Origin of the sequence: uncultured Cyclobacterium sp. (assembly GCF_963977555.1) — a bacterium.
Classification (GTDB): Bacteria; Bacteroidota; Bacteroidia; order Cytophagales; family Cyclobacteriaceae; genus Cyclobacterium.
In genome coordinates, this window is record NZ_CAXBPD010000008.1 from 180,525 (window position 1) to 196,592 (window position 16,068).

Sequence of the window (16,068 nt, forward strand, 5' to 3'; positions counted from 1 at the left end):
GATTTTTTTATATGCCAGTTTTGCTAACGCACTTATCACCAAGATTTATTAAAGTATTACTTCCTGAAAGTATATAAATTTCAAGTTCAGAAAATTAAACCATTGCCAGGTATAATTTGAATTTGCTAATCAGATTAGCCAGACCGTTTCATTAACACCGAAAAAGGCTAGTTTTCAAGTTACGATTAACCTCTCCCCCTACTCCTCCCTAGGCATTCTTTCATCTCTTTCTGCGATCTGATAAACAAGGGATGCAATTACTGTGGCATTGATCATTACATCCCGTTTGGGTACATATTCCATGGCATCCAGGTTGGTGTGGTGCGTTACGGTGAAGTAGTTCAACATGTCTTGAATGATTTGAAATCCAGGGACCTTGTAATGATCGAAAACATCATGGTCGGTATAGTTGGTGTTTTGAATGCTTAGGTTATCCACATCCAGGTGTGCGTAGGGAGCCAACATTTCTTCAAAAATAGGCCTTACGGCTTCATTCCCCTGCATGTAGATGCCTCGCATTTGACCTGCTCCATTGTCCATATTTAAATAGGCTGAAATCTTTTCAACTTCCTTTTTTCTGCTGGTTTCTCCCACTTTTCCAAAGTGATCCTCAGCATAGGCCAAAGAACCTAAAAAGCCTTGTTCCTCACCACCCCAAAGGGCAATTCTTATGGTTCGCTTTGGTTTCAAGCCTGTGGCTTTGATGATGCGCATCACTTCCATCATCACTCCTGTTCCTGCTCCATTGTCTGTAGCCCCCGATGCCGGATGCCAAGTATCGAAATGGGCGCCAATCATCACTACTTCCTCTTTTAATACTGGGTCTGAACCTGTGATTTCCCCTATAATGTTCACATTGTTTTCTGGCTTTAAATACAGCTCTGAATCCAGATGGAATTTGATTTTTGGCTGAATACCTCTATCTGCCAGGCGTTTTAATTTGCCGAAACTTTCAGGAGAGATGGCAAAATAAGGGACGGATTTGATATGGTCTTTTCTAAAACTATAGGTGCCACTTGGATGGACAATACCTGGAAACAAAGGTGTCGTTCCTAAAATACTTAATGCACCTTCCTCTTTCAAGAAAGCATAAAACGCATCGTTTTTCCTCATTCCTTCTCTGAAAACAATGTCTTTATTGGCTACCAAGTCCACATTCCCGGAAGTTGGGCCCAGTGGATTTGGGGAAGCAGGTACAATATCCTTTTTAGCCTCTTCTATTTCGGCTTGGGTAAATCTTTTCGTAAGTGGATCAAACAACATGTTTGGCTTGGGAGCTGATCCTATCAAAACAGTCTTCCCTTTCAGTTTTCCAGCCCACTGTTTTTTTACCTTTTCCATGTCCGCATGACTTTCCAGCCATACCAAGTCCCCAATTTGCACTCCATTGGAATTTTCTGTCCAGGCATATGGATAAGCCTGAATTTTCATATAAGCGGGTTCAATCATTTCCACATTAAAGGATTTCACTTCCCAACCCATGCAATCGTCACAATAGTTTTCGAAATACACCTTATCCAGGCCCCAACCTTCCAGGGTTTCTTTCGTCCATTCCGCAGCGGTCAGGTATTGATCGGTTCCTGTCAACCTAGGCCCATAAACATCCGAAAGGTCTTCGATGAGACGCATGACTTGTGAATGCTGAAATCCTTCTGTATTGATTTTGGAAATCGCTTGGGATTTGGTCTGGCTAAAGACAGAAACGCTTGTAAAAAGGAATACTACAATAAGAAGAGTAGAAAATGCTTTCATAAGGTGAACAATGATATACTTAGTTAAAACCGAATGAAATTAACAAAGAATAGTGAAAGCACAATACTTGAAATACCTAAATGGTAGATTTAGCTGACCTTTAGAATAATCCAGGGCTGGTAAGGCTGCGAAAAAAGAAGCACATATGCCCCAAGAATATTTTTGTCATCATTCAACTACAAGATTACGCCCTGCTTATAGGCAGTATTGGTATATTTATAATACTAGGCATCGTGATGTATTTCTCTCGCAAAATTGACTGGTACAATTTAAACCTGGAGGATGAAAAATAGTACTTATCCCTTTCAGGGCTTGGTTAAGAATGATTGATTCTTACACAGGGTTTCACCCCTGTGCTTTGATATTATGCCCTTTCAGGGCTTAAACTGTCCTTCTATTTCGGCTTGTGTATTTCTTCTTTACTGAGCCCTGAAAGGGTGACATCTAATAGCGATGGGTACAGCCCATCGTAAAAAGGTTTATAATTCCACAAGCCTTGAAAGGGCGGCATATTTTCTTCATTGAACAAACCTGTAGGGAATAAGTTGTTGGTCATGGTTTCTATTTGAGCTTTCTTACTGGGCTTGAATTAATACTTCACCAGAAAGAACAATCAAAAGCTTATAGACTATTTTGATGATTTAATTATTTATCGTAATATTGCAATCAAATAATGAGGAGCCATGGGACTAGCCAAAACAGAGATATTTACCGACAAACAAAACGAAATTGCACTGTTCGCAAAGGCTTTCGGCCATCCTGCCAGGGTTTCCATTTTACAATACTTATTCAAGATTGATTCCTGCGTTTGCGGCGATATTGTGAATGAGATTGGGCTGGCCCAACCCACCATATCACAACATTTAAAAGAACTAAAACTCTTGGGACTTATTAAAGGAAATGTGGAAGGCACAAGTGTTTGCTACTGCATCAACACAGAAAAATGGGCGGCCATGAAGTCAATTATGGCTGAATTTCTAGATCAAGACATCACAAATAAACCCAATTGCTGTTAAAAAAAAATTTCTTTATTAATCGCATTATAGCAATAAATAAATTTACAATCACAATTCCTATCCCTATGATCCCCACCCAGTCAAATCTTTTTCCGGAAATAGGCAATACCATAAACCGTCTTAAACCAGAACACCTGAACAAAGACCGCAAAGCCGTTTTAAAACCATTGATTGATTACATCCAGCTCAAGGTGGACAGTCAACAAGAAATTCGAATCAATTTCATCTGCACTCACAATTCTAGGAGGAGTCATTTGTCTCAGGTTTGGGCACAAACGATGGCCTATCATTTTGGAATAAAAAACGTTTTTTGCTATTCGGCTGGAACAGAAGCCACAGCCCTTTTTCCCATGGTTGCAGATACCCTAAAAAATTCAGGCTTTCATATAAAAACACTTTCTCAAGATAGCAACCCTGTTTACAGTATCAAGTATGCCCACAACCAGCATCCCATCATAGGGTTTTCCAAAAGTTTAGAAGATGAATTTATTCCCAGATCCGAATTCGTAGCGATCATGACCTGTTCACAAGCAGATAGCGCCTGCCCCACTATAGAGGGGGCAGAAAAACGCATCCCTGTAACTTTTGACGATCCAAAAGCTTTTGACAACACCCCTCAGCAAGTGGAAAAATACCAAGAAAGAAGTGATCAGATTGCGACTGAATTGTACTACGTTTTCTCTCAAATCAAATAATTAAATGGCAGCGAAAAAATTAGGGTTCTTAGACCGAAACTTAACACTTTGGATTTTTGTAGCGATGGCCATTGGGGTTAGTTTGGGTTATTTTATACCTACCTTTCCCAATACAATCAACTCATTTAATAGTGGGAGTACAAATATCCCCATAGCGATAGGGCTAATTTTAATGATGTATCCACCATTAGCAAAGGTCAATTACGCTCTCTTGCCTAAAGTTTTTCGGAACACAAAAATCCTATCCATTTCTCTTGTGCTCAATTGGATTATCGGCCCGGTTTTGATGTTTGTTTTGGCCATCACTTTTTTAAGGGATTACCCTGAATACATGGTAGGCCTGATCTTAATCGGTTTGGCCCGATGCATTGCCATGGTACTCGTTTGGAATGACCTTGCAGAGGGAAGTACTGAATATGGCGCAGGTTTAGTGGCTCTAAATAGTATTTTCCAGGTTTTCGCGTACAGTTTTTATGCTTGGCTTTTTATCACCATCCTCCCACCTTATTTTGGGTTTGAAGGTGCAATAGTGGATATTTCGATTGCAACTATTGCTGAAAGTGTTGCCATATATTTGGGAATCCCTTTCCTACTGGGCATATTGAGCCGGATCATCTTAGTAAAACTTAGAGGCGAGGATTGGTACACCAACTCATTTATTCCGAGGGTATCTCCTATTACCTTGATCGCACTATTGTTTACAATTGTGGTTATGTTTTCCTTAAAGGGAGAGTTAATCGTACAAATTCCAATGGACGTTTTGCTTATATCAATTCCATTGCTCCTGTATTTCACGTTGATGTTCATCATTGGCTTTTTCGTTACAAAGGCAATGGGCGCAAATTACGACCAAACGGCTGCGGTTGCCTTCACGGCGGCGGGTAATAATTTTGAATTGGCCATCGCGGTATCCATCGCTGTATTCGGGTTAAATTCAGGACAAGCATTTACTGGTGTAATCGGTCCATTAGTAGAAGTGCCAGCATTGATTTTATTGGTTCGGGTTTCCTTTTGGTTAAGAAAAAAGTATTTTGGAAAGTCTACAATACTATAAGTACCCTTTAAAGGTTCCCACAATTTATTAACAGCGCTTAGGATATAGCGATTTTTTAAAAACGCTAAACCATTAATAAACAATAGGTTTGTCCTTTTTCACTTCATCTAAATTATAATCTGCCACATTGCTGGAACAATTCAGGTCGATTGTCAAAGAATTGCGTTATTTTTGTACCTGAGAAAAATTCATCGTCGTGTACAAACAAATTATAAAGCCCCTTCTTTTTCTAAAAAATCCGGAATCTGCGCATCATTTCACGTTCTCCTGGATTAAAAAACTGTTTAATTTCCCTTTGCTTAGACAAGCCATAAAGGGAAATTTTGCATTTGAACACAAAGAACTAGAAAGAGAAGTGTTTGGCTTAAAATTTAAAAATCCTATTGGCTTGGCCGCTGGATTTGACAAAGACGCAAGACTAATAGATGAAATGTCACTTCTGGGATTTGGCTTTATAGAAATTGGGACTTTGACGCCCAAACCGCAAGAAGGCAATCCGAAACCAAGGATGTTTCGCCTCCCTAAAGATGAAGCACTGATCAACAGGATGGGCTTCAATAATGGTGGAGTTGCTGCAGCTGTAGAAAGATTAAAGAATAGAAAGTCTGATGTATTGGTAGGAGGAAATATTGGTAAAAACAAAATTACTCCTAATGAGGACGCCATATCAGATTACCTTTTTTGTTTGCATGCCTTGCATGCCCATGTAGATTATTTTGTAGTAAATGTCAGTTCTCCCAACACCCCAAATTTGAGGGAATTACAAGAAAAAGAACCATTAAAAAAATTACTGGCTGTCGTAAATGAAGCAAACTTTATGTACGACAAACCCAAACCTATACTGCTAAAAATTGCTCCTGATCTTACAGATGGTCAGCTTGATGACATCATCTCTATAGTGCAGGAAACGAAGATTGCGGGAGTAATTGCAACCAATACTACTATAGACCGGGGATTATTGTCCACGCCTGCCCAACAAGTAGAAGCAATAGGTGCCGGAGGCATTAGTGGCAAAGTATTAAATGAAAGAAGTACTGAAGTCATCCGTTACCTGACTCAAAATTCAGGAAATTCTTTTCCAGTAATTGGAGTGGGAGGTATTTTTTCTGTAGCAGATGCGACAGCAAAATTAGCAGCAGGAGCTAGCCTGGTTCAGGTATATACTGGTATGATTTATGAAGGGCCCAGCTTGGTTAAGCGCTTGAAAAAAGGGCTGATAAATAAATCAGTGAATTAGCAGAACTTTTTTATTTCCAAAGCAAGCATTAAATTACATCCCCAGCGGAGAAAGGAAGCACCATGGCTGCAAATACGTACAAAAAAAATACATTTAAAAAGAAGGAAACGCCTGGAAAACCAGCCCCTAAAAGTAAAAGGAGATTTAACTTCGCCTTGTTCAATGATAAGCGCTGGAGCCTATCTTTTGGAATCATCTTTATGATGCTTTCTATTTTTATGTTTTTGGCTTTCCTAAGCTACTTGTTTGTTGGTCAAGCAGACCAAAGTCTGGTGAATGCCTTGGAAATGCCGCTTCGTACCAAGGCTGGTGAAACCCAAAACTTACTTGGCTACACTGGGTCGGTCATAAGTTATTTCATGATTTACCGTTGGTTTGGGATTGCAGCATTGTTCTTTCCACCATTTTTATTCTTTTTGGGATACAAATTATCCTTCAAAGAATCGTTGGTCTCTCTTACCCGTTATGCAGGATTTTCACTGTTCTTTTTGGTCTGGCTGGGCTTGTTGATGGGCTATTTGGTACACCTTATTGATGGCTTCAATTACCTGGCTTTTCTAAGTGGTGGATTTGGCTATGAACTTGCCATTTTATCGGACGCATTTCTAGGATGGGGTACCTTCATACTGATTTTTGGTACACTGTTGATATTCGTAATCGTTTTCTTTAATGTTGATCAGATCACCTGGTTCAATACTGCTGATAAAGCGCCTGCCCAACCAAACGAGGATTCTCTATATGAAAATGAATACCTAGAAGAGGACGGGTATGAAGAACAAGCCCTGGAAGAAGATTTTGATGAGCTAGAAGAAGATGAGGAAGAAGAAGTGGACACCAACAGTTGGAAAGTGTCCGATGCTGATAAGTCTTCCCAATCAGCTAAAAAGGAAAAGCCAGTAGCTCCAGCATTTAAAATAGAGGACACTACCAAAGATGGCCCTGTAAAATCAGAGGATACAGGGGCAACAAATGACTTTGTAGTCAACACCAACGGCAAGGAAGAGAAAACCGCTGAAATGGTCGAAAATCTGGATCCTTATGACCCGACATTAGACCTACCTAGTTATCAGTTCCCCAATTTAAACCTACTAAACGAATACGACCAACAAAAAGTAACCGTAACAAGGCAGGAATTAGAGGAGAACAAAAATAAGATTGTAGAAACCCTGATAAACTTTAAAATAGGCATTCAGGAAATTAAAGCAACCATTGGACCCACGGTTACACTATATGAAATAATTCCAGAACCAGGGGTAAAAATAAGCAAAATTAAGAACCTGGAGGATGATATCGCCCTTAGTCTGGCGGCATTGGGAATCCGTATTATTGCTCCGATTCCAGGTAAAGGAACAATAGGGATAGAAGTACCGAACAAAAATAGAGAACTGGTGGCTGCCCGATCAGTATTGGGTACTGAGAAATTCATGAAAAGTGACAAAGAGCTTCCTGTGGCATTGGGTAAAACCATTTCCAATGAGGTCTTTGTCGTTGATCTAGCAAAAATGCCCCACCTACTTATGGCGGGAGCAACCGGGCAGGGTAAATCCGTGGGATTGAACATGATTCTGGCTTCCCTTATCTATAAAAAGCATCCCTCTCAGCTCAAACTTATTTTAGTGGATCCTAAAAAAGTAGAGCTAACCTTATTTAATAAAATTGAAAGGCATTTTCTAGCCAAGCTTCCCAACGCTGAAGAGGCCATCATTACAGATACGAAAAAGGTGATTTACACCTTAAATTCACTTTGTATCGAAATGGACAACCGCTACGATCTTTTGAAAGATGCCGGTTGTAGAAACTTAAAGGAATACAATACGAAATTTGTGGCGAGAAGACTTAGCCCAGAGAAAGGACATAAATTCATGCCCTATATCGTATTGGTCATCGATGAGTTAGCCGATTTGATGATGACCGCGGGAAAAGAAATTGAGGGCCCCATCGCCAGGCTGGCACAGCTGGCCAGGGCCATCGGTATACACCTTGTTCTTGCGACCCAAAGACCCTCCGTAAATGTGATCACTGGTATCATTAAAGCCAACTTCCCGGCAAGGCTGTCTTTTAGGGTTACAAGTAAAATAGATAGCCGTACCATTTTGGATGCAGGAGGGGCGGAACAGTTGATTGGCATGGGTGACATGTTACTCTCCATGGGCTCTGATGTTATCAGACTGCAGTGTGCCTTTTTAGACACTCCCGAAGTAGAAGCGGTTTGTGATTGGATTGGAGACCAAAGAGGCTATACGGATGCCTACCTATTGCCTGAATTTGTCGGCGAAGACGGAGACAGTTCCGTGGGAGAAGTTGACTTGGCTGACAGGGACGCTTTGTTCGATGATGCGGCAAGACTGATCGTGATGCACCAACAAGGAAGCACCTCATTAATCCAAAGAAAATTGAAATTGGGCTACAACCGAGCAGGAAGAATTATTGATCAACTAGAGGCCGCAGGTATAGTTGGGGCATTTGAAGGAAGCAAAGCCCGGGAGGTGTTGGTCCAAGATGAAAACACTTTGGAACAGTTATTGAAGAACCTTTAAAATATATTGATTTGTAAAAATGTTACTAAAAAAAGCAATCACCTTAATTTTCCTTTTTACCAGCATTTCTTATGCATTGCTTGCTCAAAGTGATGATAAAGCTGTGAAAATACTTTCTAAAGTAAGCGAAAACTATAAAAATCTAAATGGATTTACTGGGCTTTTCGAATACAGCTATTCTACTGAAGACGAGGGACTCATCCAAACCAATACAGGTAATGTTACGGTAAAAGGTGATAAATACAGACTCACACTAAACGACCAGGAAATTTACAATAATGGTAAAACCGTTTGGACGCTGATCAAATCTAGCAAATACAAAGAAGTCACTATCAATAATGTTGAGGATGATGCGGATGAACTGACCCCATCCAATGTTTACAACATCTATAAAAAAGGATACATTTCCAAAATTACGGGTAGTAGTGAAATAAATGGAGTCGCTGCCCATGAAATTCTATTGAGCTCTGAAAAATCCAATGCACGGTTTAAAAAAATTAAGCTTTATGTAGATAAAGTGAAAAATGAAATACTGGCTTGGGAAATAAAAGATGATGTAGGTGGCACTTTCAAATATACTTTTAAGGAATTGAATCCAAACGTGCAGATCGTAGACGATTATTTTGTATTTAAAGCAAGTGAAAATCAAGATGTAGAGGTTATTGATTTGAGGTAATCCCCCAGACCAAGGTTTATCCTTTCCTATTTTTGTATATTTACCACATGACTTCTCAAGAGATATTTGCCCAAATAAAAAAGAAAGCCTCCTTTTTATGCGTTGGCCTTGATCCAGATCCACAACGAATCCCGCAGCACCTGCTGAAAGAAAAGGATCCTGTATTCACTTTCAATAAAGTTATCATTGACCATACCATCGACCATGCGGTGGCTTATAAACCAAACCTCGCATTTTATGAAGCGATGGGACCGGAAGGTTTAGAAACACTTGCTAAAACATTGGAATACCTTCCCGAAGAGGTCTTTACTATAGCAGATGCCAAAAGAGGCGATATAGGAAATACTTCTCGATTATATGCCAAGGCTTTCTTTGAGCAAATGAATTTTGACGCCATCACTGTCGCACCCTACATGGGCGAGGACAGTGTAGGACCTTTTTTAGCGTTTGATGGTAAATGGGTGATATTGCTCGCTTTAACTTCTAATCAGGGAAGCCAGGATTTTCAATTAATCCAAAATAAAGAGGATAAACCACTATATGCCTCAGTATTGGAAAAGAGCCAAACCTGGGGAACTACTGAAAACATGATGTATGTGGTCGGCGCTACCAGAGGGGAGTCAATTTCGGAAGTTAGAAAGTTTGTTCCAGATCATTTTTTGTTGGTTCCAGGAGTTGGCGCTCAAGGAGGAAGCCTAGAAGAAGTCGCTAAGTTTGGGATGAACAAGCAATGTGGTCTCTTGGTAAACTCTTCCCGCGGCATTATTTATGCTTCATCGGAAAAGAATTTTGGTGAAGCCTCTAAAAAAGAAGCGCTGGTACTTCAGGAGTCTATGGCCAAGCTATTAGATCTTTATTGCAATTAGAATATCCAAAACATATATTTCGTATTTCTTTTATTTTTAGGTAATTTCATGAGGCAATTATGAAATTGGCCTATGTTTCGTTTTCAAGAAGATTTTCTTCAGCTCATTTGGAAGTACCAGTATTTTGATAAAAATGCACTGGAAACAGAAGGTGGAACACCATTGCTGATTCATAAAATCGGTTTCCATAACCATCATGAAGGACCTGATTTTAAGGAGGCTGAAATCTCCCTTTCTGGCATAAGGCATTTTGGTCATGTTGAAATCCACCTACGCACTTCTGACTGGAAATCCCATCATCATCAGGCAGACCATGCTTACAATGCCGTGGTCTTACATGTGGTATGGCAACATGATGTAGAAGTAAAAAGAAAAGATGGCACCCTTATTCCTACGTTAGTTTTGGATGGCAAGGTACCATTGGATGTAATCAGAAATTACCAAAAACTTCAAAGTTCCCCCAAAAAATTACTCTGCACAGAAAGCCTCCCTTCCATTCCTGAAATTTTAAAATTCTCCATGTTAGAGAAAGCGCTTGTAGAGCGACTCCAGAAAAAAAGTGATCGGGTATTGGAATTATTGAAAGAAAATGAAAATGATTGGGAGGAAACAGCCTATCAATGGCTGTTTTTCTCTTTCGGTTTTAAAACCAATGGCCTTCCAATGCTCAAATTAGCTCAAAGCCTCCCTTACAAGTTGATAAAGAAGAATGCCGGAAATTTAATGCAAATTGAAGCAATAATTTTTGGTCAGGCGGGGATGTTTACCAATACATTGGACTTAAACCCCGGTTATGAAAAAAATCTTAAATACGAATATGCGTACCTTAAAAAAAAATACGGCCTAAAAAATAACCTTTACCCTTCAGAGTGGAAGTTTATGAAGGTAAGGCCTAGCAATTTCCCCTCTTTTAGGCTCGCCCAAATTGCCAACCTGCTCAATAACAGCCCTCACCTTTTTGATGCAGTGCTTCACGAATTGGACAACAGCCGGTCTTTTGAGCGGATTTTCAACCTTTCAGTCAGTGATTACTGGAAGAACCATTATCACTTTGGCAAGCCAAACTTGCGGGCAACCAAAGGCGCCTTGTCCAGTGCTATTATGAACCTCTTAGCCATTAACTTTATAGTGCCCCTTTGGTATGCTTACGGCAGATACACAGACCTTTCGATATGGCAGGAAAAATGCTTTAACCTACTTCAAGAGATCCCTGCCGAGAAAAACAGCCTGATTAGTATTTACCAGGAAGTAAACTGGTCGGCAGCCAATGCTTTTGACAGTCAGGGCATGTTGGGGCTTTACCATCAATATTGCAGCAAGCGAATGTGTTTGCAATGTAAAATCGGTCAAAACTTGCTTAGGCCTAATTTAAAATGATATTTTGCATAGGTTGGTAATTTCCATTAATTTTGTGTTTAGAAAAACAAAATTATGGAAAAACCAATTATTATCTTTGGCGCCAAAGGAATTGCCCATCCTGCATTAGAAATATTCAATAGTCACGATATTGTGGTCTATGGGTTTTTAGATGATGATGCGACTTTGCACCAAAAAGAAATTAACAACATTTCCATTCTGGGAAAACTTGAGGACGACGGATTTTTAAAACTTATTGGTAGTAAATGTGATGCTTTTGTTGCTGTAGACGACCCAAAGTACAGGGAGACCTTGGTGAAATTACTCAATAAAAGAAGAAAGGTACAACCAGTAAATGCCTTGCACAGATTGTCTTATATCTCTACGGATGCAGGGATTGGTCATGGAAACTTTATCAATGCTAAAGTAACCATTGGCGCAGGTGCTGAAATAGGAAATCATTGTATATTGCATACAAATGCAACGATAGAACATCAAGCTACACTTGGGGATTTTGTTCAAGTCGGTGCAGGCGCGGTTATTAACTCCAACGTAACAATAGAAAATGGCGTATTTATAGGTTCTGGAGTAACGGTGGTTTCAGGAGTGAAAATAGGAAAAAATGCTAGAATCGGTGCAGGTTCAGTGGTAATCGCGGATATTGAAGACAACCAAACCGTTTTTGGCAACCCCGCTCAAGTCATAAAGAATTAGTTTTATTAATTTATTATACAAATAACACCCTGCATGAAACAGGGCTTAAGTTATGGATTACAACATCTTATTGTATTATTGTTATGCCCAAATCGAGGATTTGGAAGCATACCGAGAAGAACACCACCTCTTTTGCGTTCAAAACAATATCAGAGGACGCATAATCATTTCTTCAGAAGGCCTGAATGGCACTGTTTCAGGATTAAAAGAAGACAGTGAAAAATACATGGCCTATATCAAGGCAGACCCTAGATTTGCTGATACGGAATTTAAAATCGACCAACATCCAGAACACGCCTTTGCCAAAATAAATGTTAGGGCAAAGGAAGAGATTGTTCATTCCGGTCTAAGGCATCTTAACCCACGAGAAAATACAGGAAAACACCTGGAACCTGAGGAATTCAAGGCCTTGAAAGACCAGGAGGATGTAGTGGTTTTGGATGTCCGCTCAAACTATGAACATGAGCTGGGTCATTTCAAGAATGCACTACGATTGGATATCGATAATTTCAGAGATTTTCCAGAAAAAGTAAAAGAGCTGGAACATCTTAAAAACAAAAAGATTCTTACCTATTGTACTGGCGGAATCAAATGTGAAAAAGCCTCTGCCTTCTTACTAGAACAGGGTTTTGAAGACGTTTACCAGCTTCACGGAGGAATCATAAAATACGGCTTTGATGCCGGAGGAGAAGATTTTGAAGGTAAATGCTACGTTTTTGACAACCGATTGGCTGTAGATGTAAACAAGGTAAATCCTAAGACCGTTTCAAAGTGCTTTGTTTGTGCTACTTTGTCTGACCGAATGGTCAACTGCTCTAACCCTAAATGCAATGCGCACGTGCCTATATGTGATGCTTGTGGTTGGGAAATGGAAGGTGCCTGCTCTGAAAGCTGCAAAAATGCTCCTCAGAGGAGGCCATATAATGGAACTGGCTACTACCAAAAAAACACCAATGGTTACAATCCTTATAAAGGGCTGTACCAAAAGCCCAATGCTGATAAAATAAAAACTACTCTACATGTCCAATCCGATACCTGAATCGGAACTAATCATCAATCCTGATGGCAGTATTTACCACCTAAAGCTCAAGCCTGGGCAAGTGGCGGATATTGTCATTACGGTGGGAGACCCCAATCGGGTCGGGAAGATTTCTGCTCGCTTCGATAGTATAGAGTTGGAAGTTGAACACAGGGAATTTGTAACACATACCGGCTGGCTGCATGGCAAGAGAATCAGTGTCATCAGTACAGGCATGGGTACAGACAACGTGGAGATTTTCATGACCGAGTTGGATGCCCTTTTCAATGTGGATTTCAATACCCGCAAACCAAATTCCAACCACAAACGACTCAATATAATCCGAATTGGCACTTCTGGGAGCATGCAAAGCAGTCTACCTGAAGGCAGTTTGCTCGCCTCTGCTATGGCAGTTGGTTTGGATACTTTGATGGCTTTTTATGCCATTCCTCAAACTACGCTGGAAAGTCAAATGGCGTACCATGTTCAGAAATGCCTTGCCTTGCCTTTCTTACCCTATTGTGTGACTGGTTCACAAAAATTATTGGCGATAATTGGGAAAGGGGTTTCTTCGGGCATTACGGTTACTTGCCCAGGGTTTTTTGGACCACAAGGAAGAGAAGTGAGATTAAAGCCTCGGATTTCTTCAATTTTTAGCTTATTAGGCGAGCATCCATTTCAGGAACATTCTTTTACAAATTTTGAAATGGAAACAGCCGGCTACTACGCCATGGGGTCAATGTTAGGACACGATGTACTTAGTATGAACGCCATCGTAGCCAATCGAATCTCAGGAAATTTTGCCAGTGCTCCTGAGCTTATTATTGATCAATTGATAGATAGCGTATTGGAAAAAATAAGCGCTATTTCCTAAGCCCAGTTATTCCTCTGTGGGTTATAAATTTTAATTATAATAAAGCTTCCCAGAATAGAATGACCTATTCTGGGAAGCTTTATTGATTAAGAAATTCCGTCAAGCTCACTTAATTCGAGCCATCTCATTTCCAATTCTTCTATCTTTTTATCCAATCCTTCAATTTCAAGGGACCACTTCAACAACTCTTCATGATCCTCTGTTCCTTTATTGATTTTTTGGATATAAGTATCTTTTTTACCTATCAATTCTTCCAAGCTGGTTGAAATTACTTCGAATTCTTGCTTCTCCTTGAAAGTAGCTTTGTCTGTATTTTTATCTGTAGCTTTGGTCTCACCAACTACTTTTTTTTCAGCAACCTGCTTTGGTGCTTGGGCTTTGTCTGATTTCTCTTTTTCTCTAAGGTCAGTATAATTGCCTGGAAAGTCACTGATTTGTCCTTGACCTTCAAATACAAAAAGGTGATCTACCAGCCTGTCCATGAAATACCTATCATGCGAAACAATCACCAAACAACCAGGGAAGTCATCCAAAAACGCTTCAAGGGTATTGAGGGTTACGATGTCCAAGTCGTTGGTTGGCTCATCGAGAATCAGAAAATTGGGGCTCTTTACCAGGATCATTAGCAACTGAAGTCGCCTTCTTTCCCCACCACTCAATTTGGCAATTGGGGTATGCTGTTGCTTAGGAGGGAAACCAAACTGTGTCAAAAACTGACTAATTGTGATTGTGGCTCCACCTGCTACAGTAACCACTTCAGCTATTTCCTTGACAATATCGATAAGCCGCATGTTCTCATCGAAACTGTCTTCCTCTTGCTTGTAGTACCCAAAGGCCGTGGTTTGCCCAATAGTAACAGCACCTTTGTCAGGAGCATTTTTACCGATAAGCATATTCAAAAAGGTCGTTTTCCCTGCCCCATTGGGACCAACGATGCCCACCTTATCTCCTTTTTTGAAAGTATAACTAAAATCATCGACCAAATTAAGGTCTCCGTATGATTTATGGATTTTCTCTATTTCTACAATTTTCTTCCCTAGCCTTTGTGCTGTTACTCCAAGGCTAATGTCTCTTTCTTCAGGTTTCTTAAAGGCCTTTTCTTTGGTCTCGTTAAAAGCTTCTATTCTGGACTTAGATTTTGTCCCTCGCGCCTTAGGTTGCCTTCGTATCCAGTCCAGCTCTTTTTTATAGAGACTCTTGGCTTTACCCAACTCAGTGGCTTCATTGGCTTTTCTTTCTTCTTTCTTTTCTAAGAAATAACTGTAATTGCCCGCATACCGGTACAATTCACCATTTTCCAATTCAAGAATATTGTTGGTTACTTTATCCAAAAAATACCTGTCGTGAGTCACCATCAAAAGCGAAAGGTTTGCTTTGGACAAGTAATCTTCCAACCACTCAATGGTTTCCAAATCCAAGTGATTGGTAGGCTCATCCAGAAGGAGCAGATCAGGAAAATGTAGAATTGCACTGGCTATTGCTACTCTTTTTCGTTGGCCTCCACTTAGAGCGGTTACTTGAAGGGTAGTATCATGTAAGCCTAATTTTCCTAGCACTTCTTTGATCTGGTATTCAAAGTCCCAAGCTTGTAAGCGATCCATTTTCTCAAAAATAGGCTGCAAAGCTTCGCTATTGTCTATTCCTTTCTCCGCTTCCACCATGGCCTCCTGATAGGCATGGATCACCTGAATAATTTCATTGTCAGGGTCATCGAAAATGGTTTCATAAATCGTTTTCCCTCCTGTGAAAACAGGATTTTGATTTACGTAAGCCATCTTAATTTCTTGGTTGATCACAACTTGTCCAGCGTCTGCGATCTCTTCGCCCATAATGATTTTCATCAAGGTAGACTTTCCTGCCCCATTTATTCCTACTAAAGCTGTTTTCTGGCCTTGTTCTATCCCGAAGGAAATTTCTGAGAACAAGACTCTTTCTCCAAAGGACTTGCTAAGTGTATCAACTGAAAGGTAATTCATGGCGCAAAATTACAACGGTATTTCGGATAATTCAACATTGATTGCGCAATAGGATTTTAAATAGCCTAATCACATGCACTCCAGTTAGGTAAGTCTTACTTAAATTTGAATAATTGAAGACTGAAGAAATTGTGAATATAGGCCTTAAAAAAGAATGATAGGTTGAACATTTGAGTTTTAACCTGCCAATATTGATCTTAACATTCTTATCAGCATCCCAAGAAAGCCTTCTATAGCTGCTATTGACTAAATAAATTTTAGCAGATTATCTAAAAAAATAGACAGCTCTTCTCAAAA

15 protein-coding genes are annotated in these 16,068 nt (G+C 40.0%); 12 read left to right on the forward strand and 3 right to left on the reverse strand.

All coding sequences use genetic code 11. The annotated features are described in order from the left end of the window. Nucleotides 1-198 precede the first annotated feature (198 nt). A complete protein-coding gene (locus AAC073_RS12070) occupies nt 199-1,752 on the reverse strand; it encodes a M20/M25/M40 family metallo-hydrolase (RefSeq protein ID WP_339924091.1) in 1,554 nt (517 codons plus the stop codon). Nucleotides 1,753-1,922: 170 nt separating this feature from the next. Here AAC073_RS12070 and AAC073_RS12075 point away from each other — a divergent pair, with 170 nt between their 5' ends. After that, the gene (locus AAC073_RS12075) at nt 1,923-2,045 is read left to right on the forward strand and encodes an inner membrane CreD family protein (RefSeq protein WP_339924180.1); all 123 of its coding nucleotides are present in this window, start codon (nt 1,923-1,925) and stop codon (nt 2,043-2,045) included. 101 nt (nt 2,046-2,146) lie between these two features. Here AAC073_RS12075 and AAC073_RS12080 read toward each other — a convergent pair whose 3' ends face one another. Then, entirely contained in the window at nt 2,147-2,308 is a 162-nt protein-coding gene (locus AAC073_RS12080) for a hypothetical protein (protein WP_339924092.1), read from the reverse strand. A 127-nt stretch (nt 2,309-2,435) separates the two neighbouring features. On the opposite strand from AAC073_RS12080, the gene AAC073_RS12085 reads away from it, so the two are divergent. The 11 genes from AAC073_RS12085 to AAC073_RS12135 all read left to right on the forward strand — a co-directional run bounded on the left by AAC073_RS12085 (nt 2,436) and on the right by AAC073_RS12135 (nt 13,795). Then, on the forward strand, nt 2,436-2,768 hold the full coding sequence (locus AAC073_RS12085; RefSeq protein WP_339924093.1) for a metalloregulator ArsR/SmtB family transcription factor: 333 nt from the start codon (nt 2,436-2,438) through the stop codon (nt 2,766-2,768). Nucleotides 2,769-2,833: 65 nt separating this feature from the next. Next, nucleotides 2,834-3,463 (forward strand): protein-tyrosine-phosphatase, encoded by a 630-nt coding sequence (locus AAC073_RS12090; RefSeq protein ID WP_339924094.1) that lies wholly within the window; start codon nt 2,834-2,836, stop codon nt 3,461-3,463. Between the two features lie 4 nt (nt 3,464-3,467). Continuing rightward, the gene (arsB, locus tag AAC073_RS12095; protein ID WP_339924095.1) at nt 3,468-4,517 is read left to right on the forward strand and encodes an ACR3 family arsenite efflux transporter; all 1,050 of its coding nucleotides are present in this window, start codon (nt 3,468-3,470) and stop codon (nt 4,515-4,517) included. 196 nt (nt 4,518-4,713) lie between these two features. Continuing rightward, nucleotides 4,714-5,754, forward strand: a complete 1,041-nt coding sequence (locus AAC073_RS12100) for a quinone-dependent dihydroorotate dehydrogenase (RefSeq protein ID WP_339924096.1) — start codon at nt 4,714-4,716, stop codon at nt 5,752-5,754. A gap of 62 nt (nt 5,755-5,816) precedes the next feature. Continuing rightward, nucleotides 5,817-8,291, forward strand: a complete 2,475-nt coding sequence (locus AAC073_RS12105; RefSeq protein WP_339924097.1) for a DNA translocase FtsK 4TM domain-containing protein — start codon at nt 5,817-5,819, stop codon at nt 8,289-8,291. A gap of 19 nt (nt 8,292-8,310) precedes the next feature. Next, nucleotides 8,311-8,967 (forward strand): outer membrane lipoprotein carrier protein LolA, encoded by a 657-nt coding sequence (locus tag AAC073_RS12110; RefSeq protein ID WP_339924098.1) that lies wholly within the window; start codon nt 8,311-8,313, stop codon nt 8,965-8,967. 47 nt (nt 8,968-9,014) lie between these two features. Then, nucleotides 9,015-9,833 carry an orotidine-5'-phosphate decarboxylase gene (pyrF, locus tag AAC073_RS12115; RefSeq protein ID WP_339924099.1) on the forward strand — a complete coding sequence of 273 codons (819 nt, stop codon included), beginning with the start codon at nt 9,015-9,017 and terminating at the stop codon, nt 9,831-9,833. Nucleotides 9,834-9,905: 72 nt separating this feature from the next. Beyond that, the gene (locus AAC073_RS12120; RefSeq protein ID WP_339924100.1) at nt 9,906-11,210 is read left to right on the forward strand and encodes a DUF2851 family protein; all 1,305 of its coding nucleotides are present in this window, start codon (nt 9,906-9,908) and stop codon (nt 11,208-11,210) included. Between the two features lie 54 nt (nt 11,211-11,264). After that, nucleotides 11,265-11,903 carry an acetyltransferase gene (locus AAC073_RS12125; RefSeq protein ID WP_339924101.1) on the forward strand — a complete coding sequence of 213 codons (639 nt, stop codon included), beginning with the start codon at nt 11,265-11,267 and terminating at the stop codon, nt 11,901-11,903. A 52-nt stretch (nt 11,904-11,955) separates the two neighbouring features. Next, nucleotides 11,956-12,942 carry a rhodanese-related sulfurtransferase gene (locus tag AAC073_RS12130; RefSeq protein ID WP_339924102.1) on the forward strand — a complete coding sequence of 329 codons (987 nt, stop codon included), beginning with the start codon at nt 11,956-11,958 and terminating at the stop codon, nt 12,940-12,942. After that, the gene (locus AAC073_RS12135) at nt 12,923-13,795 is read left to right on the forward strand and encodes a nucleoside phosphorylase (protein ID WP_339924103.1); all 873 of its coding nucleotides are present in this window, start codon (nt 12,923-12,925) and stop codon (nt 13,793-13,795) included. Before AAC073_RS12130 ends, AAC073_RS12135 begins: the two co-directional genes overlap by 20 nt. A gap of 86 nt (nt 13,796-13,881) precedes the next feature. Here the strand turns inward: AAC073_RS12135 and AAC073_RS12140 are convergent, their stop codons facing one another. Beyond that, nucleotides 13,882-15,771, reverse strand: coding sequence for an ABC-F family ATP-binding cassette domain-containing protein (locus tag AAC073_RS12140; protein ID WP_339924104.1), 1,890 nt, complete (start codon nt 15,769-15,771; stop codon nt 13,882-13,884). Nucleotides 15,772-16,068: the final 297 nt, after the last annotated feature.